The organism is Flavobacterium sasangense DSM 21067 (assembly GCF_000686885.1).
Classification (GTDB): Bacteria; Bacteroidota; Bacteroidia; order Flavobacteriales; family Flavobacteriaceae; genus Flavobacterium; species Flavobacterium sasangense.
Window position 1 is genome coordinate 1 of sequence record NZ_KK366036.1, and the last position, 20,455, is coordinate 20,455.

Below are 20,455 nucleotides of genomic sequence, written 5' to 3' on the forward strand. Positions count from 1 at the left end.
ATCACAGAACCATGAAAAATGTTGTAAAACTTGATAATTACTTCGCTCCAGAAGAATTAGAAGCTGCTTTAGAAAAGTTTGTTTATCGTTATAACAATGAACGCTATCATGAATCATTAAACAACTTAACTCCTGCAGACGTGTATTTTGGAAGAGGTGAATTAATTTTAAAAGAACGTGAACGATTAAAGAAAATGGCTATTATAAACCGAAGAAATGAGTACCAAAAATCAAAATTAACAACTAATCAAAAAAATCTTTTATCTTTGAATTATTAACTAAATACTCTCTTAGCAAAAGTCCAATTTAGTTTGAAGACGTACACTCTAAAAGTAATGACAATAAAAAATAAGATATTAATGTTGCGTATCCACGTTGTTTTAGAAATTAAAACAATCTTTACAAAAAATAAAAAGATACCCAACCCCAAAATAGTAGATACTTGATTGGGTCCAAAACCTCCTGATGTTTCAAAATTAGATTCTGTATTCGTTACTACATCCTTCACACTTGGTGTATATAAATACATATAAACCAATGTAGCCATTAATGGATAAGCCAGCATATCAATTATTCGCTTTATTTGATCAAAAGATATTTTCCTTTGATAACAATAGATGGCACTAATCATCAAGGTAATGGGGCCAATAATATTAAAGGTTATCGCTTTTCGAATATCAGTTTCAAAATTCAATGTAAAAAAAGACAAGACAACCCCAGGAATTAAAAGCAAACCAAAAATCCAATATAAAGTAGCATTCTTAGAAAAACCCCTATACATCATCCCGATTATCAGAACCCCTATTACTCCATATTTGGCAAATTGCTCAAAAAAATTACCTTGCGTCATCCTTAAAAAAACCTCAGCACCTACAATGTAAGCAGCTACATATAAGGCTTCATTATTAGCATTTTTTCTTAGAATCACATAACGAAAACCTACCAAAATAATAGCTATCGCATACACTTTTGAAATCGGCGGTACTAAAAATATCGCCAATCCAATTAGTAAATGGATGATTACAAATTTTAGATACTGAGATGTTTCGCTATTCATAAGTATTTTTGATAGGCTTCCATTATTTTTTGAATCACCTTTTCTGGGTCATAATTATTTTTGACAAATGTATTCAAATTTTTAGCTAGAGTATCATTTTCATGAGATTCATTTGATAAATTAATGAAGGCCTCAGTGAGCAATTCATCACTATCTGACGGAATCAAATAACCTGTTTTATTATTTTGGATAATGGTATTACAATACCCAACATCGGTACTAATCACGGTCAGTTCAGCCATTCCGTATTCCAATAGTGTAACTGGAAACCCTTCATAACTTGAAACCAAAATCCCCACCTTAGCTTGCTTCAAAATAGATTTCACATCAGTACAAGTACCATAAATAAAAACGGTATCTTGTAAATTATTTTGTTGGATAAAATTTTTCAATTCCTCTGAATAACTATCTTTTTTATCTTTTCCAATCAAATGTAACGTCCAACCTTCATTAGCAATTTGACTAGCTAAAAAAGAGCGTAATGCTAGAATGTGATTTTTAGGATAATGAAGATTAGCTAAAAATACAATTCTTTTATCTGAAGTTCCTTTTAAAATAGTTACGGGTATTTCGTCAGTAGTTTCCGATGTAAAATTGGAGAGAAATTCCACATTTTTAACTTGTAGTTTTTTTTGTGCCCAATCTTTTAGTAACTCATTCACCGTAAAAACACCACTAAAAAAAACAGAAAGAATTCGTAATAAAAAATAATTATTTTTAGCATGTACACGATTACCAAAATGATCATGCCAAAAAATTTGAAGAGAAGGCATTGTCATCTTTAATAAAGCAGCGAAAAAATAAGAACTGCCGTGAGCATGAACAGTATTTACTTTATTAGCTTTGATATAATCTCTTAACCGAATAAGTGCCTTAATGTCAATTGCTTTTTTTTTATTCAGAAAAGCATATCCGACTTTTTCATTAATTGTGGATTTCAAACCGCCTTCCAATCGGGTAGTCACCAAGCCTGAAAAAGCTACTTGCTCAGTAAGACCATTTGCTATAGTTACTGCCATACGTTCAGCCCCACCAGGTTCTAAACTATCAATCAGTTGAATAACACGTATTTCTTTTGGAGAAGCCAAATGGTTTAACTTATTAAGATTAGGATGTAAAAATAGAAAAAATCAAACGAACAAAAACAAACACAAGAACAAAAATCAATATCAAACACCCCATCTCCCAGTATCCCAGTCTCCCAGTCTCCCCGTCTCCTCGTCTCCTCGTCTCCTCGTCTCCAAATCATCCTCTCAACAACTTCTTAATCTCTGCTTCAAACTTATCTGTGGTAAATTGTCTGGACCAAGTTTGCCCTTCAGAAGCCATTTTTTGATATACTTCTTGTTTACTTATAACCGCTTCTATTTGGTCTACATCTTGATTTAATTCTTCCTGTAAAATAACACCTCTACTTCCATTCCCCATCATAAAAGGAACACAAGAAACTGGAGAAGCTATTGGCACACAACCCCAAAACATAGCTTCTGCTACTACTTTTGGCCAGCCCTCACTTTTGGATGGTAAAATTAAAAAATGACTATTTTGATATCCTTTTAAAACCGTTTCTTTTGACTGATTTCCTCTCAAAAAAACAATATCTTGTAAACTATTCTGCTTTATATACGTTTCTAAAGTTGGTCTCAAAATCCCATCTCCATACAAATTCAATTGAACCTTTTTTCCATGTTGGTATAATTTTTCAACCAACTGAATAGCATATAAAGGCTGTTTACCTTTAGATAATGTGCCAACAAATAAGAAAGAAGTTGGAGGTAAATCGATCTCAATTTTGTCAAGTCGAGCGAAGTCGAAGTTGTTTTCAGTAGTTTTTGACTGCGCTGGAAGTGACCATTTGTTCTGAATTCTAAATTCTGAATTCTGAATTTCACTTTCGCTATAAGTAGCCGTAAAAAACGGTTTAATATTTTTTGTCTGATTCGGCCATTCTCCATAGACCAAAACTTGCATATTTCGGGTTAGAAAAGTATTGGATAGAATCCATTTTTGAAGGCGGTAGCTCCAAGGTTGTTTACTTTTTGGGTCCCAATTTCCTGCGTACTTAGCCGTTTTTTGTTTATTTGGAAATAAAATTTGAACCAAAGCACCTATTAATCCCATATTTCCAGGACATCGCAAGTGAATGTGATCAGCTTGAGACATCGCTTTATAAACGCTATTGAAAATTTCAGGAAGTTTAATTAGTGTTTTAATTAAATTAGTCAATGAAGTAATTTCAAATTCGGCAGCTTCACAAAAACTAATATTTGAATGGGAATATTTTTCGTAAATTGGATTTAACTCACTATCAATTAAGGGAGCAACAACAATAACCTCATCTACATATTTCATCCAAATATTCATTTCTCGAATATAGGGAGCGTAACCAAAATATTGATTATCGATTTTAATATGCTGAACGTGAGTTATAATAACAAATTTCATAGTAATGAGTTAAAATGTAAAGATACAATTAAGCTAAAAAAAGTCGTCATTTCCTTTTATAAAATTCTTTTAACACCTGAACTACTTCCTCAACCTCGAATCCCATATAGCGACAAAATTCAGTAATTGTAATTTTCTGATGTTTTTCTTTGTTGTTTTTTCTTTTAATAACTCTTATAATTCTGCTAGCATGACCAGAACTCACGCCTAAAATAACTTGCACATCTTTTGCTGAAATGATTAATCGTGACATAATTCTTCTTCGTTAGAAATTAATAATTATTTTATTTAAAATTAAAACTCGATTTTTTTTTTGCTTTTCAATCGCTAATTTACTTCAACTTTTAATAGCTAAAACGCCGACTAAAATTTTAACATTGTTGATAAATTTATTTGGAAAATTACGCCCCATCATTTTTGCAATTGTTTGATATAAAATAGAATAACAACATCAATTTAGTAGTATTCAAATTCACTCAAAATCACTCAAATTATGTTTTATATGATGTTGATAACTTTTTTTCACCAACTATGTTTTGACACTATATTATTAGTCCCTGAAAAGCTATAGAAATAAAAAAAATTGTTTTGAATAATTTATTTTTAACTAAAGAATATGAAATCTAATTATAAATCTAAAAACAACTGCATGTTCTTAAACAAAGTGCAAAGAGTAAAATAAGCGAGAAATTAAATGGAAATAGTTCTCTCAAATGCATCTATATTGGAATATTTTGGAATGAAGTTCTTTAAATTTAAAGTACACAAGTAAGCCACAGACTAAAATAAGTAACACTGATTTTTATATTTTTAAAAACAATTAATCCTACCAATCTTCTTAATCCGTGGCAAAAAAACAGAATGTATTATAAAGTTGAGACTGTAATAACATTTAAAAAAAAACACTGCCTACAATTGGAGTGCAAACAGTGTGAAGTTATTATTGATTCATTTTATAGTAAAGTTATGAATACCAATGATGGTGGTCGTATTCCATTTTTTATGAAGAGGTTTAATTTTCCGACGTTCTTTGTTAGAGAAACCAATAAAAAGAAAAGCAATCCATAAATCCTTTGTTTGAAGTTTGTCCAATTGAAACGCTAAAAGTGATTCTGCATTACTTCTTTCTAAAATTATTTCGTTGCTATAGTGATTTTCAAAAATATCCTCTTTACAGTTCCAATTGGCAATAGCAAGCTGAAAATGAATTCGATTAGCCTCAATTTCTGGCCAATTGATATCACTTTCCACGTTGATACTGCTTAAATTAATTGTGTTTTCATGCCAGTCAAAAGTGATATTTTTGTAACAAACTTTATCTAAAGGTCTTAACTTATTCCCCTCAAAATGCAACAATATCTCATCTAAATCAGGAATTTGGAGACCAATTTCTAGTTTTCTTTCTCCCCTTTGGTTTAAAGTATCTTCTTCAAGAATCTCGAATAACAATTTATTAACTCTTCCTGCAAAGGATACTTCTTTTGCCCGATCATAAAATTGTTTGGCTAACAATCGGAAGACTCTTGATTTAAACGAACAATATCCATATTCGATTCCATGCTTTTTTATAGGAATAAAAATTTCACTTGTTGCAAATTGTTCTTTAGTAATACCAGGTTTCCCTTTTGTTCTCACCAAATTTTGATCCGATGATTTGTAAAAAGTTAAATCATCTAATGTACCAGTGATTTCGAAAGGTGCGCTTACTTTTGCCATAATAATTAGATTTTTTTTGTAAAATTAAATAATCCTCTTATTTGTTATGCGCCACATCTTAGATCATTATAGCGCAAAAAAATCATTTTAGAACATTAGAGACAATTTTAAAACGCAATAAAAAACTTTAGGGTTCAAGTTGTCTAAACACTTATTGCAGAAATTGGTATAATCATAATAATCTATCTGGTATGCAGTTCTCAGCATCTCTTTTATGAACTTTCAGCATAATCCTACTAAACTTAAAAAACCATATATAACTTATATGTTTTAAAATTTAGTTTCAAGCTTCAATTACTGTATCCGTGTATAAATGTATCGTAGAATTCAATATTTTTTAAAACAATAGTTTTGATTTCAAACTGCTGTAAAACCGATAGTCTTCCTTTTTTTGCGATTTCAAATGCTTTATGAGGATTACTTAACACTTGAATAATTTTATCAGCAATGTCTTCTGGATTGTGAGGATTACACAACCAACCTGTCTCGTCTTCTACAACAACTTCGGGACCAGGCCCTAACTTGGTGAAAATTACAGGTTTTTCCATTGCCATTGCTTCAGGAGCCACTAATCCCAGAGTTTCCATGTGGGATGGAAATACACAAACGGCAGCCTTAGCATAAGCATTAGGAATTTCAGCAAAAGAAACAGCCCCATGAAAAATAACATCCTTGGCAAATGCTCCTAATTTAGGTAATTCAGTTTCTTGTAGCATTTTAATATAGGAACTCCCATCTAGAAACAACCAATCTCTTCCGTACAAATTCAAAATAGCATTTGGGAATTTTTCTTTTACTAATGGAAAAGCTTGAATCAACTGACGCACACCTTTTTTCTCACAAATGGTTCCAGCGAAAGTGATGTTATTCACATCAATTGTTACGTCTTGAGGTTGAAACAATTGACCATTAATGGGGTTAAAAATAACTTCAACTGGCTTATTATGATAACTCAAATACGTTGCGGTATGACTTTTAACATAATTAGAAACTGCAATAAAAGCATCAGCTTTTTTAAAGGAACGCTTTTCTTGAAATCCTTTCCACCAATTAATGCCTCTATTTTCCCCTTCAGCAAAAAAATGATGACCACCATGTAGGCGAATCACATATTTTATTTCTTTAATTTTAGGTAAAAAAGCAAAAGATAATTCAGCTCCTTCTACGAAATCAATTCGATTTTTTTTATGAATGGCTGCAATAGTTTTGGCAATATTTTTTGAATTAAAATACCAAGCCAATCCTTTGACTTTACTTTTTCGAATTCGAATAATGTTGACCCCATTTATAATTTCGGCTTCATCTGAAAGGACATAATTTAAACCCACAACGGTAACCTGAATTTCTTTATCTACTAAAGCTTCCGCCATAGTTTTGACAAAACTACCCAAGCCGCCATGAGGAAAGCCTGCTTTTGGATATTCGTTGGTTAGGAAACAGATGTGCATTTATTTAGTGTGTTTTTTAATAAATTCTTGAATCGGTAAATAAAAATCATTTATAGAGGTCTTAATCTTATTTTGATCCCAATTCCACCAAGCGATTAAATTCAATTTTTCAACAATACTTGCTTCGTGTTTGAAATACAATACTTTTGCAGGTACTCCTCCAACAACGGCATAATCTGGAACATCTACAGAAACAACCGCACCTGTCAAAATTGTAACACCATTTCCAATGGTAACGTCAGGTAAAATAGTAGCTCTAGCGCCAATCCAAACATCATGTCCAACCCTAATATGCTGTTTTTGAGGCGGCAATTGATTTACTATATCTTTTACTTTAAAGCTAACATTTTGGATTGTCACCAAATCTTCTTTATTCAGTATTTCATGAAATAAGGGAAAACTTGTAATTTGACTCTCACCGTGATACCCTGAATCACATATAAAATGAACATCATTAGCTATAGAACAAAAATTCCCTATGGTTAGTTTACTATTTGTATTCCATCTCCAAACATAAGCACCATTATCGTAAGTATTATTACCTAATTCAACCCAATTTGCATCCCTTAAGTTCGTATGCTTCTTGTATTTAAGATAAGAATAAAAATTGATTCCTAATAATTTCCAAAGTAATTTCCTTAAACTATTTTTCATAAAACAATACATTTAAAATATTTTGAGATGCTTTTTTGGAGTTTCCTATGATTATTTCTGACCAATGCTTCAAATTCTCTATGTTGTAACCTTTTGCAAACAACAAAGTAGACAACGTTAAATTATCATTAGAATCCCACCATAAAACGACCTCTTTATTAGGCATGCTTTTAAAATGTTGAAAATTATATATGGTACGAACCGACCAATCCAGATCAACTTTATCTTCTTGATCATAATTAATATAAATACATGGTTTACCAAACATACCAAAATCAAACGCCATAGTAGAACCTAAATTTACTACCAAATCACTATAATAGACTGTTGAAACTAATAACTTTACATCTTCAGGCAATGGATAAATAGTTGTCCAACTACTATTTGGTTCAAAATTCCATAAGGGTGGAGCTTGCTTAATTAAATCTGGATACTTTGAAATAATTTTATCAAATCTGCCTGAAATATCAACGGGACACCTTCTTAATAAAATTTGATATTTATTATCTAAATTATTTTTAATCAACTCATCTGCTAAATCATCCAAGTATTTTGGATCATCTGGACAGGTTAATACATCGTCTCCAGAATAACAGATAATTTTTTTATTTAAATCTAAATCATATTGATTATAAAACGCTTCTTTAGGAATAATATTTTCAGGTTGTTTATAACATTCAAACTGAGGCGTTCCTGTCACAAAAATCTGCTCTTCCTTAATTTCAGGATAATACAATTGTAATTCCTGCTGCATATAATCAGACCAAACCAAATACTTATCCGCCTGTAATGCCATACGGGCTTTGGGTAAATTATCCCAAGAATAAATTACAGTTATGGTTTCAATCCCTAAATCTTGAGCGGCAGCAAAAATTGGCGCACATTGAACACCTCGTTGATGCGAACAAAATAGTTTTTTGGGAGTAATAGCTATTAAAATGGATTTTACTTCATGGTAAAATGCCGAATTTCGAATTGCTTTTTGATACCATTTCTCAAGTATTAAAATACGATTATAACTTGAACATACATAGGAAGCAAGCGCAATCAACTTATAAAATAATGTTTTAAAAATTCCTTTATGGTGGCTTTTCCAATTGGTTAAGATAGTGGGATTATCAACCAACTTAGCATTATATTTCAATCGAGATAAACAAATTAATTCACGTAGAAATTTTTCTTTTAAAGATTCCGAATATTTAGGGATACTTATAGAATTTTCAATTGATGTGATTTTTTTAACTGCCTGTTCAGTTTTAACATCAAAAGCGTGAAACAAAACCAACTCTTTTTCCATTCCCTTGAAGACATCAGAATACAAATAATTTCGAATCCCAACACCATCAGGAAAAAGTAGCATTATTTTAGATTTCGTTTCAATCATTTTACAAAATTAAGATCTTCTATAATTTTTGCGGTGTACAACCTAGCTCCTTTATCATTCAAATGGCCACAAGATGAAAAGTATTGATCTCCCTCCACTACATTTTCGTACTCTTTAATTTCAGGATACAACGCTTTGACTTTTTTAAAATACTCCATTCCTTTTACATTAGAGCACATGGGCGTGGTAACGGCTATTAAATTGATGTGATTGTCTTTACAAATTTGCTTAATTTCTTCGAAATAACGGTTACGTAAAGGCACTAAACTTTCAATATTATTTTTCATATTGGCTTTTGGATTAAATCCTAACGGATAATAACCCTTGTTTGCTAACGAATTGGTAGGCTCATCAATCAATGTTTTATACCAAGCTCTAAAACCTACTTTAGCATCAAATTGTATGTAACGATAAAACGGCACATAATACAATTCTGTAAAATCGGGTTCATTTTTAAAATGGTTCGTTATGGTTTTCGATTGGTGCATAAATGGCATAAAACGACCGAAAGTACCATCATCGCGTTTTTCGTTTGATAGATTTAAATCCGTTTCTACTATGACATTTTTTATGTTCCAACCTCTTTCGACCATCAATTTTAGCAGTAATGACGTTTCAAATAAATGCGAACCACTCATTCCATAATTAAAGGTTTTTAGGCCTTCTTTTTCAAACATTTCAGATACAAAATGATTATTGGCTCTAGAAGTTCCTAAAATAATCACATCATACTTTTGTGGTTTTGAATTGATGACGTTTTCTACTTTATTTCGAGTTTCCGATTGTACAAAAACAGAAGTGTAAATAAAATCTAATGCAAAAGCAGAGAGCAAAAGCACTAACAAAATTTTTCCGATAAAGATTAAAAACTGTTTCATTAGAATTGGAAATAAATAAATTCTTTATAATCGGAATACACACCTAAAGCTAATAATGCCAAAATAGCTAAGGTTACTTTAATCCAACTTGCTTTCCCTGACAAAGGTTCTATTTTGGAACGATTGAACCATTCTACCAATACAAAAACCAGTACCAAAAATAGTAATTCAAAACTATAACGTTCATTACTCAAATACTGAGAATCAAAATGAAAATCGGTTACCATTTTTTGAATATAACCTAAAGCTTCAGAAATCGATTTGGCTCTAAAGAAAATCCAAGCGATAGTAGTTAACACAAAAGTTCCCAAAATATTTAAAATGGTTTTTACACTATTGAAATCCCAACTCATTTGGATATCGCCCATATTAGAACGATTCTTATTTTGCAATAACAAAGGCAAGAAATATAGGGCATTCAACAAACCCCAAACAATAAACGTCCAGTTAGCGCCATGCCAAAAGCCACTCACTAAAAAAATGATGAAGGTGTTTCTCACTTTCATCCACATCCCTCCTTTACTCCCGCCTAATGGAATATACAAATAATCACGGAACCAGGACGATAACGAAATATGCCAACGACGCCAAAACTCGGCAATGTCTCTGGAGAAATACGGATAATTGAAATTCTTTAATAAATCGATGCCAAATAATTTAGAAGTTCCCAATGCAATATCAGAATACCCTGAGAAATCACCATAAATCTGAAAAGCAAAATAAACCGCTCCTAAAATCAAGGACAACGAATTCATAGATTCGTAATTATCAAAAACGGCATTGGCATACGTAGCGCAACTGTCTGCAATTACTACTTTTTTAACCAATCCCCAAATGATTTGATAAACGCCTTCTTTTGCTTTTTCAAAATTAAAATGACGTTTGATTTTTACTTGTGGTAATAAATGTGTGGCTCTTTCGATGGGTCCAGCGACTAAAAGCGGAAAGTAACTTACAAAAAGTGAATAATCGATAAAATTGCGTTCGGCAGTGATGCGTTTGTAATATATATCAATTACATAGGATAAACCATGAAACGTATAAAAGGATATTCCAACTGGAAGAATCAATTTCAATAAAACAGGATTCGCTTGAAATCCGAAACCATTTAATAAATCAGCAAACGATTGTGCAAAGAAATCGTAGTATTTGAAAACTCCTAAAAATCCTAAGTTGATTCCGATTGTCAACCACAACCAAAACTTTCGCTTTTTATCGGTCGTACTGGTTTCCATCATGATGGCACTGAAGTAATCCAACAGAGTAGAAAACACCAATAAAAACAAAAAACGCCAATCCCAACACGAATAAAAATAATAACTCGCAACTATTAATACTGCATTCTGAGTGGTTTTATTTTTATTAAACACCAACCAATACAGTAAAAATACGATGGGTAAAAAAATAGCGAAGGATAAGGAGTTGAAGAACATTTAACTATCTCTAAATTGTTTTTGATGATTGAGTTGCCAAATATCATCATTTAATAAGGATTTCAAAAATAATTCGGCACTATTTCCTTTTCCGAAATCGCTTTCTGTTGGTTGTACTTTATGGGTATCTATAACGCTCAAAGCATTAGAAATACTTTCCGATGTATAATCAACATTGATGATATCGGCATGAAGTGCCCTATTTTGTTGGCGTGTTCCAATATTGATAATCGGTAAACCATAATAAGGAGCTTCTCGAATACCCGCACTACTATTTCCAATAATGAACTGGGATTTTTTTAATAAGGTTAAAAAATATTCAAATCGCAAAGATGGGAAAATTCGAAAACGAGGATTTCCTTTTAATCTTTCATATGCTTTCAAAATGGTTTGACTTCCTAAATCGTTATTAGGATATACGACTACATAATTATGATGATCCGCTAATAAAGCATCCACAAAATGATCTGCGTATTCCTGCATGAATTTGGCTTCTGTTGTCACGGGATGAAACATCGCAACGGCATACTTTTCAAAAGCAATTTCATAATACTGTTTGGCCGTTTCTAAATCAGGCAACGTATTGGAAAACATAATATCTACATCTGGAGAACCGATTGTAAAAATAGCATTTTCTAATTCACCCATTTGAATCAAACGTTTTTTGGCTTGAGGGTTAGAAACAAAGTGAACGTGACTCATTTTACTGGTAGAGTGACGAATCAACTCATCAATGGTTCCTGACACTTCCCCTCCTTCTATATGCGCTACTAAAATATTATTCAAACTTCCAACTATAGCGCCCGCTAAGGCTTCCACTCGATCGCCATGAATCACAATCATATCAGGCTCACAAGATTTTACATAAGCAGAAAGCCCTTCAATGGTCTTCGCTAAAGTCAAATCCATCGTGGTTTCGTGGGTGTGATTTTCAAACGTGTGAATATTTGAAAAACCGCATCGTTCTACTTCTAACAAAGTATAGCCGTATTCCTTTTGCAAATGCATACCCGTAACAAAAATAAAAGGTTCAAATTCGGGATGGGCTTCCAAAATTTGAATCAAGGATTTTATTTTGCCAAAATCGGCACGGGTACCCGTAAGAAATAGGATTTTTTTGGACATTTTTTGTTTGCTATCGTGTTGCAAATATAGGATTTTTGGTTAATTCTTTTGAATCGAAATACAACTGAAATCAAATTCATATTAGTTACTACAATGTCAGACTGAGTTTATCGAAGTTCTTAGTAACAAAATTCGCTTCCATTAGGCTTCACTTCGGCAAAGCTCAGCATAAACTAGCTCAGCTTGACAATAGTGGAATTATTATTTTAAAGAGCACTTATATCTACAAATACAATTGACTCCAATGTCAGACTTAGCTTGTCGAAGTCATTAGCAACAAAATTCGTTTTCATCAGGCTTCGACAGGCTCAGCTTGACAATTGTGGAATTACAAATTTAAATAACTTACTTTTCAACTGAAACCAATTAACTCCGATGACAGACTGAGCCTGTCGAAGTCCTCAGTAGCACAATTCAAAAACTCATTATCTCAACTAAAACCAATTAACTCCAATGTCAGACTGAGCTTGTCGAAGTCATTAGTAGCACTAATCTTCTTTTCCAAACTGAGTGTAATTCTTAGAAAATCTTACCAGTTTATCCCAATCTTCATCAATTAAAGCTTGTTTTTTTCTTCTGCTCCATCCTTTAATTTTCTTTTCAACCATAATTGCTTGAGTAGGATCAGTAAACATTTCAAACCAAACTAATTCAACTGGTCTTCTTGAATAAGTATAAGCGTCTTTATCAATTCCGACATTGTGTTCATATAATCTTCTTTCAATACTGTTAGTGATTCCCGTATAAAAAGAATCATCTTTACATTTTAAAATATAAACATAGAATAATTTCATAAGATGTAATATTAAATCGTTTTCAGTAGGCTTCGACAGGCTCAGCTTGACAATAGTGGAATTAAAAAATTAAAGAACTAATATATCTACTAAAAACAATTAACTCAAATGTCAGAGTGATTACCCCAATGTCAGACTGAGCCTGTCGAAGTCCTTAGTAGCACAATTCGCTTCCATTAGGCTTCACTTCGGCAAAGCTCAGCATAAACTAGCTCAGCTTGACAATAGTGGAATTACCAAAATTAAATAACTTACTTTTAAATTGAAACATATTTACTCCAATGTCAGACTGAGCTTGTCGAAGTCCTTTTTAGCACAATTCGCTTCCATTAGGCTTCACTTCGACAAAGCTCAGCATAAACTAGCTCAGCTTGACAAAAGTGGAATTATTAATTTAAAAGAACTATAAAAATCTACTCAAAATCACCAAAATCCAATTGCTCGTCATTTGCAATATCTCTTGTGGCTTTTTTCCCTAACAACGAATCAAAATGCTCTGCTAAAATTTTTCCTGTTCCGGGGCGTTTGACCCAAATGTTTTCTTTTGTTAACAATTCTCCTTTTTTGATTGAGGTAATAGAACAAACCGTTGCAAAAGCGAAATCAATAGTAACTTGTTCTTCGTCCGCTGGTTTTTTTGTTCCGCCACGCATTTGCGCCATCTCGGCACTATTGATGATTAATTCTTTACACGCTTGTTCATCCATACTACATACAATGTCAGGACCTGTTCGGTTCATGTGATCAGTAAAATGTCGTTCTAAAATAGAGGCACCTAAAGCTACTGCTCCTAAACAAGCGTTATTATTTAGGGTATGATCCGATAATCCAAAAACTTTATCAGGAAACGCTTGATGCATTTCCATCATAGCACCAAATCGTACTAAATGTATTGGAGTTGGATATAAATTGGTAGTATGCAATAAAGCTACTGGAATATTATGTTTATCAAAAATAGCTACCGCTTTTTGAATACTTTCTATAGTATTCATACCTGTACTTAAAATAACAGGTTTCCCAAAAGAGGCAATATGCTCTAATAATGGATAATTATTACATTCTCCCGAACCAATTTTATAAGCTGGAATATCAAACTTTTTCAAACGTTCGGCTGCAGCACGAGAGAAAGGTGTTGAGATAAAAATCATACCTTTACTTTCCACATAATTTTTCAATTCTAATTCTTCGTCTTCATTTAAAGCACAACGTTCCATAATTTCATAAATAGAGACATCAGCATTGCCTGGAATGACTTTTTTGGCAGCACCACTCATTTCATCGGCCACGATATGGGTTTGGTGTTTCACTACCTCAACTCCTGCTCTATGTGCAGCATCTACCATTTCTTTAGCTACTTGTAGCGAACCTTCGTGATTAATGCCGATTTCAGCGATAACTAATGGTGGAAAATCGGGTCCTATTTTTCTTCCTGCTATTTCTATGTAGGGATTCATGTGTTTGGTGATTAGTGAATAGTAATTAGTGAATAGTTTTTTTTCAAATATAATAAAGTTTATGAAGTTTGATTGAATAGCGTATCATCTTTAATCAATATCAATCATAATTGGTAGCAAACAACATCCGAAACACCCCTAATCCCGAAAGTTATCGGGACCTCAAGGGGACAATTCCTTCTAAGTTTTTTACTTTAACTACTTTAAATTAAAAAATCCGTGTTCATCAACTAAATCAGTATTATCCGCGTTCCAAAAAAATCAACATTCAAAAACTTGAAATCTGAAACCTGAAACTTGAAACTCGTTCTAGTAAAACGCCTCTGTGCGACTCTCTCAACACCATCTACTTCAAAAAAACCTCGGTGTAACTCTGTGCAAAAACTATGTTTCTATGTGGCTAAAATTAAACCATATAAGTCATATAAGTTTTTAAAGTTTATTAAGATTATGTTGAAAAGTTCATAAAAGATTTTTCCGATTAAATTAATTTCTTTAATATGTGTTACAAAAACCTGAAACTTTAAATCTGAAACTTCCCAACCAAATACGCCGCATAATCAAAATCTTCTTGTGTATCGATATCTACATTAGCAAAAGGATGGTTTACTTCTAACGGAAAAGCATCTTTTGTAATGATTTCATTATTTAATATCACAGATGCTTTTGTAATGTAAAGCAACCCATTTTCATAATACAAAGGTTCTAAGTCTTGGCTGCGTTGTCCTACTTCATAATTGTAAGGAATGAATTTATGGTTTGTAATTTTTCCTAATTTATGATGACTTCGTGAAACGGTAAATAAACTATCTACTTGTTTTTCTTGAAAAATCGTAAAAGCTTCTTGTAAAAGATTTTTTGGTCGAAGTGGATTGGTAGCTTGTAATAGTATTACATTTTCAACTGATCTATCAATTGATTCTAAAACATGTTTTAAAGCCGAAACAGTTGGTTCTAAATCTCCCGAAATTTGTTGTGGTCTGTCAATTACTAGAGCACCATATTGTAAAGCTACTTGCTTTATTGCTTCATCATCAGTTGAAACATAAACCTCGTTTATAAAATCATGTTGTTTCGCATATAAAATGCTGTGCGCTAGCAAAGGAATTCCTCCCAATAGTTTTATGTTTTTTCCAGGTAAGCGCTTGGAACCGCCTCGTGCTGGGATGATGGCTATTGTTTTCATCTTTAATACAGTTTAGCTTCTTCTGGAGTTAACCCTTTATAGCGCAAATACAACTGCCAAAAAGGTTTTCTAAAAATTAATCTCGAAAAGAATTTCATTAAAAAAACATTCGTTACTCCTGAATATACGCTATTATCCACTACATTTTCAACAATTGAAACATCTGATAGTAGTGTATCCAATTTATCCTGCATCCACTCTTCTTTTACATTTCCTAAATGAAAGGCGTAATTATTTTGCGTTGACAATCGCCATAATCCTAAATCAGTTGCTGGCTTATCTAACAAAAACTCTTCACTATCGCCACCTAAGCTAAATTTCGAAAAACGTTGCTTTAGCTTATTAAAACTAACGCCTTTGTAAGTTGCTACAAAATGTCCAGCTCCAATTAAAGCTGACGTACTTTCTTTTGTTATTGTTAATTGCTTTTCTAAATGAACTGGTTTGTACAAAGATTCATTACCAATACTTTTTGCAAAAGCAATCATATCCTCTTTTGCTTTAACCGAAGTAAAAGTTGCTTTTTTTGAAAAAAAAGTTGTTCCAATTACATTAGCTGTATAATAACGTAGCATTTTTGGATTTGGCGAAGGTGATACAATACCTGCTTTTGGAAAAGCTTCAAATATTTCATAAGTAGCTTTTTGCCAATGGTTTATAAATAACACATCAGCATCTGTTATCGTGATTAACGGAAACTGATGTCCGCTTAACCCTTTTAAAATAGCGTTTAATTTTCCTATTGCAGAGGTATGAATTACCTCTTGTATTTTAAGTTCTTGCTGTAACTGATTCAAATAATTAACTACTTCGATACAACTTCCATTGTTTACAACTGTTATGTAGGTTTTATCATGACATGTTTTAAAAAGCGACTCCAAACACAACTGCAAAATTTGAAAACTATCTTTAAAATAATCGTTTTGATGTGGTATATAAACAGGTACAACCACCTGATGGGTATAATCCGATTTTGGAAGGACTTTATCTTTGTTGGGGTTGAAGCCTACTCGCATGTATCGTTTTCAATTTGATGGTATAAAGCTACTATTTTTTGTTGATTAACCGCATAATCTAATCGCTCTTTTGCAATTTTTTGATTGATTTCAAATGCTTTTGGAAGTAATTCGGATTGCTGTAAAACCTTAATAATTAGATTTGAAATAGCGTTGTCATCATTTGGATTTTCAATCAAAAAACCATTTTCACCTGCGGTTATGATTTCAGCAGTTACATTTCCAGGATTCGACTGAATTGGAAAAGCGCCCATAATAATGGCTTCCAATAGCGTATTCGGCATACCATCTGAAATACTATTTCCTAAATATATTGCTGCTTTTCCCATGAGTTGCAACAAATCATGATGCGCTAATCCGTGACGATCGTGTACTTCATAAGGCAATTTATTTTCCTTAATAAACTCGATTACTATAGGATGCGCTCCAAAAACTACCACTTTAAAACCTAGTTTTTGAATACTTTCCTGAATACTTTGTACTGCTTTTACTAACACCAAACCTCTACCTACATTATGGTGATAGCCCTTAATTAAAATGATTTTTCGTTCGGATATCGGTTGTGAATAGGGTAAAAACTGTTCCAAATGAAAACCACCTCCGCCTGGAACAACACCAGTGTGTTTGCCTTGAAAACCTAAATTTTCTGCTAGAATTAAATCTCTTTCACAATCAGAATGCAAATATTGAATTCGACTTAAAACTGCTTTAATTCTTGACACATGTTGTGGTTGGTTTTGATAATGAAACAAATCGCTACCCCAACACGAATACAACCATTTGATTTGTGGAAATTTTTGCATGGTTTCCAAAATTGGATAACTGCAAGTTTGCATTTCAAAACTATGCACCAAGTCGGGCTGGATTTCGTTTAGAATTTTTGCTAGTTTTTCGTTTGCGGTAACTTCTAAGAAAGGTTGTAAAGTAGTATAAAAAACTGGAAATTTTCGTTGTAAAAAGTATTCTCCTTTAATGTAAGGCACTTTTCTTTTTTTCCAATCTGTAATTTGCTTGATGTAAATTTTTGTGTGTAATTTTCCTTTTCCTAACACATCAAACCAATACAATTCATGCCCTGACTCTCTTAGATTTTCAATCCAACGAATGACATGAACTGAAGGCATTGATACAATTAGAATCTTCATAAACTTTATTTTAAAAACTTATACCCTTTTCTAAAAATACTAAAAAAAGTAAAACCAAATAAGGTTTTAATTATTCCGGTATAATCATTCAATACCACCTGTTTTTTTAAAAGTATTTTAAGATAGTAAAATCGTTTTGGATCATTTTTAACCAATGCTTCTCTAAAAAAATATTTACATCTATCTCTGACAAAAACTTTAAAAATCTTTTGATTAGCTTTTTTATTATGTGTGATTAATTTTAAATGTTTTTCCCTAGCGTATAATTCCGATTGAATTTCATTATAATTTAGTTTACATATTTCATGAGCTAATGATTCAGAATGAATTCGATATTGAATTAATGGACTATTTATGTACTCAATATTTGGATTCTGATACAACATTTGTAAATTGAAATCCCAATCATCTAAATTCTTAATTTTTTCATCGAACAACTGATTTTGTTTACTTAAAAACGATCTTCTCCATAATGGTCCACACACATAAAAAGTGATATTCCCAATTAAATAATCTTCTATTAAATTATTTGATTGTGTCTTGTTCTCATTGATTTTAGACAAAGTCAAATTATCTACCCGTTCAATTTTCGCCACAACTGCATCTGAATCCGATTCGTAAGCTTTAATATAAGTTTCCATTGCATGAGGAAAATACAAATCATCACTATCAAACCATTGAATAAATTCACCTTTACTTTTTTCAAAACCATAATTTCTACAAGTATTAGGCCCTTTTAATAAATCTTCTGGTCTTTTAAAAAACTTAAAACGAGAGTCTTTTGCACAATAAGTCTTTACAATTTCTTCTGTATTATCTGTAGAACCATCATCCACTATAATACATTCCCAATTGGTGTAAGTTTGTGCCAAAATACTATCGAGCGTTTGGGTAATTAAATGCGCTCGATTGTAGGTTGGAATGATTATGGAGATTAATTGTTTGATTTCCATGGCAAAATATATACTTTAAATAGAAATCAAAATTCTTCTAACTAATTTCAAGAAAGGAATCAATTGAAAATTTTTAAGATATTTCTTGAACAATAATAACCATTCAGAAATTTCTAATCCTCTAATTTGTTTTATTTCCACTTCATAAAACATAAGTATATCTATACTTTGTTTTTTAGAAAACTGAAAAAGTTTACTCTCAATTAAATCTTTATAAAATTTTATTGTTGCTTCTTTTTTTAAAGATTGATTTGAATTCATTCCAGTTAAGCTAGAATTAGAAACATTTATTGTAACTATTGCATCATTTATTGAATATATTGACTTTTTATCTGAAAAATCCACCCAAGCCATATCGTCACTATGCCAAGCTAAAGGGTAGTTTCTGAAATGAAATTTATTAAAAGACTCCCTTCTGAAGATATATTCAGAAAGTGAACTACGAGTATTGCCTTTTAATCTTCTAAAACAAGAATTAGCTGATGTTTCTAACACAGGATGTAAAAAAACGTTTGAAACTTTATTATTTATACTATCAACACATTGTGAAGCAAAACGAATAACATTACTAATATTTTGAAAATAATGATATTGCTTATAAAACTCCTCCACCACATTCCCACCCAATACATCATCGTCCCCTAAAATCATCAACCATTCCTCATCACCTGAAAGCGCTATACAACGCTCCCATTGTTGTGTTAAACTTCTACCTCCTAAATTAGATTCGAATCGATGGTAGGTAAAATCAAACTGTCCTTCAAATTTTCGCAATAATGTGGTACAATCTTCTGGACTAGCATCGTCACCAATGTAAACATTAAAACGCTTATCGCTTTGATTAGCTAACGATTGTAACGTTGCTTCAAAAAAAGTAAGTTTGTAAAAGGGTATAATGATGGCTAGCATTATTTTGTAATTTTATTTATAATTGCTTTAATGAACAAACTTACAGGTAAAGGAATTAATTTTTGAGGTTTTTTTAAAGCATATTTTTTTATAAAATCTTCTATGGAATCAGACTTTATAAAATCCAATTCATCCCATACGTTAGGTACTATAGGATGTATATTTTTAAATTCTTTATAATTTGAACTATTTAAACTTCTCCAAAACTCAAAATATTGAAGAGTATCAAAATCATCTCGATGCCCCCAATTCTTTATTTTTTTCAAAATTTCATCTTCAGATCTTGCCCAAGATTGATGAATAACCTTAATATTAGTTTGAAAATTTCTAACCTTATTATTGTTACGCGTGTGAGTATTGCTATTTTGATTAGTAATGAAAGGAAACTGCTCATTATTATCAATAAACAAATAACCCTGGCTTAATTCTCTGTATAAAGTAACTAATTTACCTTTTAAACAAATAGGGGTTAACCTTGGAAAGTACGTCAAAAAAATGTACTTATTAAGGTATTTAGCTACCGCTTTAAAATCATAGATGTATTCATCAACATCCAATTGTATTTTCCATCCTCTTCCTAACTTTGACAAAACTAAATTTCTTTGTCTAGTTTCATTTTCCATTGGTGTTAAATGGGATAAATAAAAAGTATCAAAATAAAAATCAATTTTATTGTTTTTATCAAACTTCTTTACCTCATCAAAAAAAGAATTTGGAATTTCAAAATTATTACCACTCCATGTTTTACGGTCTTTATCTATTGAAACTACAATTTGATCAACATAATCATATAATTGGCTTACAGATGTAAGAAACATGTAGTAATCATAAGATACTAAATAACTAACTTTTATCATA

Annotated in this window: 20 protein-coding genes; 1 reads left to right on the forward strand and 19 read right to left on the reverse strand. The window is 31.8% G+C overall.

Features of this window, described 5'->3' with window-relative positions:
• Positions 1 to 278: integrase core domain-containing protein (locus BP92_RS16555; RefSeq protein ID WP_211252205.1), on the forward strand; the 278-nt coding region annotated here is incomplete at its 5' end.
• On the opposite strand, the gene BP92_RS16560 is transcribed toward BP92_RS16555, so the two are convergent.
• From BP92_RS16560 to BP92_RS0115475, 19 genes are all read right to left on the reverse strand, one after another.
• Positions 275 to 1,057 (reverse strand): hypothetical protein, encoded by a 783-nt coding sequence (locus BP92_RS16560; RefSeq protein ID WP_051604513.1) that lies wholly within the window; start codon positions 1,055 to 1,057, stop codon positions 275 to 277. The genes BP92_RS16555 and BP92_RS16560 overlap by 4 nt on opposite strands.
• Positions 1,054 to 2,145: a glycosyltransferase gene (locus tag BP92_RS0115390; RefSeq protein WP_051604514.1), complete on the reverse strand. Its 1,092-nt coding sequence runs from the start codon at positions 2,143 to 2,145 to the stop codon at positions 1,054 to 1,056. Before BP92_RS0115390 ends, BP92_RS16560 begins: the two co-directional genes overlap by 4 nt.
• Before the next feature lie 157 nt (positions 2,146 to 2,302).
• Complete coding sequence (locus BP92_RS0115395; protein ID WP_026726840.1) at positions 2,303 to 3,502, reverse strand: glycosyltransferase family 4 protein; 1,200 nt, start codon at positions 3,500 to 3,502, stop codon at positions 2,303 to 2,305.
• 46 nt (positions 3,503 to 3,548) lie between these two features.
• Complete coding sequence (locus BP92_RS0115400; RefSeq protein WP_026726841.1) at positions 3,549 to 3,755, reverse strand: hypothetical protein; 207 nt, start codon at positions 3,753 to 3,755, stop codon at positions 3,549 to 3,551.
• 695 nt (positions 3,756 to 4,450) lie between these two features.
• Positions 4,451 to 5,218: a hypothetical protein gene (locus tag BP92_RS16855; protein WP_051604515.1), complete on the reverse strand. Its 768-nt coding sequence runs from the start codon at positions 5,216 to 5,218 to the stop codon at positions 4,451 to 4,453.
• Between the two features lie 290 nt (positions 5,219 to 5,508).
• The gene (locus BP92_RS0115410; protein ID WP_026726842.1) at positions 5,509 to 6,666 is read right to left on the reverse strand and encodes a glycosyltransferase family 4 protein; all 1,158 of its coding nucleotides are present in this window, start codon (positions 6,664 to 6,666) and stop codon (positions 5,509 to 5,511) included.
• Complete coding sequence (locus BP92_RS16860) at positions 6,667 to 7,320, reverse strand: CatB-related O-acetyltransferase (RefSeq protein ID WP_051604516.1); 654 nt, start codon at positions 7,318 to 7,320, stop codon at positions 6,667 to 6,669.
• Positions 7,310 to 8,704 (reverse strand): glycosyltransferase family protein, encoded by a 1,395-nt coding sequence (locus BP92_RS16575; protein WP_051604517.1) that lies wholly within the window; start codon positions 8,702 to 8,704, stop codon positions 7,310 to 7,312. The genes BP92_RS16860 and BP92_RS16575 overlap by 11 nt, the downstream gene beginning before the upstream one ends.
• Complete coding sequence (locus tag BP92_RS0115425; protein ID WP_026726843.1) at positions 8,701 to 9,582, reverse strand: hypothetical protein; 882 nt, start codon at positions 9,580 to 9,582, stop codon at positions 8,701 to 8,703. The genes BP92_RS16575 and BP92_RS0115425 overlap by 4 nt, the downstream gene beginning before the upstream one ends.
• Positions 9,582 to 11,015 carry an MBOAT family O-acyltransferase gene (locus BP92_RS0115430; protein WP_026726844.1) on the reverse strand — a complete coding sequence of 478 codons (1,434 nt, stop codon included), beginning with the start codon at positions 11,013 to 11,015 and terminating at the stop codon, positions 9,582 to 9,584. Before BP92_RS0115430 ends, BP92_RS0115425 begins: the two co-directional genes overlap by 1 nt.
• Positions 11,016 to 12,140: a UDP-N-acetylglucosamine 2-epimerase gene (neuC, locus tag BP92_RS0115435; protein ID WP_026726845.1), complete on the reverse strand. Its 1,125-nt coding sequence runs from the start codon at positions 12,138 to 12,140 to the stop codon at positions 11,016 to 11,018.
• A 488-nt stretch (positions 12,141 to 12,628) separates the two neighbouring features.
• Positions 12,629 to 12,934: a GIY-YIG nuclease family protein gene (locus BP92_RS0115440; protein ID WP_026726846.1), complete on the reverse strand. Its 306-nt coding sequence runs from the start codon at positions 12,932 to 12,934 to the stop codon at positions 12,629 to 12,631.
• Positions 12,935 to 13,347: 413 nt separating this feature from the next.
• On the reverse strand, positions 13,348 to 14,388 hold the full coding sequence (neuB, locus tag BP92_RS0115445) for an N-acetylneuraminate synthase (protein WP_026726847.1): 1,041 nt from the start codon (positions 14,386 to 14,388) through the stop codon (positions 13,348 to 13,350).
• Positions 14,389 to 14,911: 523 nt separating this feature from the next.
• Positions 14,912 to 15,574: an acylneuraminate cytidylyltransferase family protein gene (locus BP92_RS0115450; protein WP_026726848.1), complete on the reverse strand. Its 663-nt coding sequence runs from the start codon at positions 15,572 to 15,574 to the stop codon at positions 14,912 to 14,914.
• A gap of 2 nt (positions 15,575 to 15,576) precedes the next feature.
• The gene (locus BP92_RS0115455) at positions 15,577 to 16,590 is read right to left on the reverse strand and encodes a glycosyltransferase family A protein (RefSeq protein ID WP_026726849.1); all 1,014 of its coding nucleotides are present in this window, start codon (positions 16,588 to 16,590) and stop codon (positions 15,577 to 15,579) included.
• Positions 16,581 to 17,735: a glycosyltransferase gene (locus BP92_RS0115460; RefSeq protein WP_035693648.1), complete on the reverse strand. Its 1,155-nt coding sequence runs from the start codon at positions 17,733 to 17,735 to the stop codon at positions 16,581 to 16,583. The genes BP92_RS0115455 and BP92_RS0115460 overlap by 10 nt, the downstream gene beginning before the upstream one ends.
• A 5-nt stretch (positions 17,736 to 17,740) precedes the next feature.
• A complete protein-coding gene (locus tag BP92_RS16865; protein ID WP_026726851.1) occupies positions 17,741 to 18,688 on the reverse strand; it encodes a glycosyltransferase family 2 protein in 948 nt (315 codons plus the stop codon).
• Between the two features lie 15 nt (positions 18,689 to 18,703).
• Positions 18,704 to 19,597, reverse strand: a complete 894-nt coding sequence (locus BP92_RS0115470) for a glycosyltransferase family 2 protein (RefSeq protein ID WP_026726852.1) — start codon at positions 19,595 to 19,597, stop codon at positions 18,704 to 18,706.
• Positions 19,597 to 20,454 (reverse strand): hypothetical protein, encoded by an 858-nt coding sequence (locus BP92_RS0115475; protein WP_026726853.1) that lies wholly within the window; start codon positions 20,452 to 20,454, stop codon positions 19,597 to 19,599. The genes BP92_RS0115470 and BP92_RS0115475 overlap by 1 nt, the downstream gene beginning before the upstream one ends.
• Position 20,455 lies beyond the last annotated feature (1 nt).